Origin of the sequence: Aeromonas sp. D3 (genome assembly GCF_027705025.1) — a bacterium.
Taxonomy (GTDB): domain Bacteria; phylum Pseudomonadota; class Gammaproteobacteria; order Enterobacterales; family Aeromonadaceae; genus Aeromonas; species Aeromonas salmonicida.
The window spans coordinates 1-1193 of the sequence record NZ_JAPDBE010000095.1 but is presented as its reverse complement, the minus strand read 5'-3'; the positions used below and the strand labels follow the sequence as shown (position 1 = coordinate 1193).

Genomic DNA, 1193 nt, shown 5'->3' with positions numbered 1-1193 from the left:
TGAATGGGTTCATGTGCAGCTCCATCAGCAAAAGGGGATGATAAGTTTATCACCACCGACTATTTGCAACAGTGCCCTCTGATGTTACATTGCACAAGATAAAAATATATCATCATGAACAATAAAACTGTCTGCTTACATAAACAGTAATACAAGGGGTGTTATGAGCCATATTCAACGGGAAACGTCTTGCTCGAGGCCGCGATTAAATTCCAACATGGATGCTGATTTATATGGGTATAAATGGGCTCGCGATAATGTCGGGCAATCAGGTGCGACAATCTATCGATTGTATGGGAAGCCCGATGCGCCAGAGTTGTTTCTGAAACATGGCAAAGGTAGCGTTGCCAATGATGTTACAGATGAGATGGTCAGACTAAACTGGCTGACGGAATTTATGCCTCTTCCGACCATCAAGCATTTTATCCGTACTCCTGATGATGCATGGTTACTCACCACTGCGATCCCCGGGAAAACAGCATTCCAGGTATTAGAAGAATATCCTGATTCAGGTGAAAATATTGTTGATGCGCTGGCAGTGTTCCTGCGCCGGTTGCATTCGATTCCTGTTTGTAATTGTCCTTTTAACAGCGATCGCGTATTTCGTCTCGCTCAGGCGCAATCACGAATGAATAACGGTTTGGTTGATGCGAGTGATTTTGATGACGAGCGTAATGGCTGGCCTGTTGAACAAGTCTGGAAAGAAATGCATAAGCTTTTGCCATTCTCACCGGATTCAGTCGTCACTCATGGTGATTTCTCACTTGATAACCTTATTTTTGACGAGGGGAAATTAATAGGTTGTATTGATGTTGGACGAGTCGGAATCGCAGACCGATACCAGGATCTTGCCATCCTATGGAACTGCCTCGGTGAGTTTTCTCCTTCATTACAGAAACGGCTTTTTCAAAAATATGGTATTGATAATCCTGATATGAATAAATTGCAGTTTCATTTGATGCTCGATGAGTTTTTCTAATCAGAATTGGTTAATTGGTTGTAACACTGGCAGAGCATTACGCTGACTTGACGGGACGGCGCTTCCCTACCCTCATGGCCGCCTCCCAGGAATCGACCCAGGTGCTTATCGTGGACATAATCCTTTACTCATAAATTGGCACTGTTGCAAAGTTAGCGATGAGGCAGCCTTTTGTCTTATTCAAAGGCCTTACATTTCAAAAACTCTGCTTACC

Annotated in this window: 1 protein-coding gene; it reads left to right on the top strand. The window is 43.7% G+C overall.

The annotated features are described in order from the left end of the window. The first annotated feature begins 163 nt into the window (after positions 1–163). Complete coding sequence (aph(3')-Ia, locus tag OKC28_RS22885; protein ID WP_000018329.1) at positions 164–979, top strand: aminoglycoside O-phosphotransferase APH(3')-Ia; 816 nt, start codon at positions 164–166, stop codon at positions 977–979. Positions 980–1193: the final 214 nt, after the last annotated feature.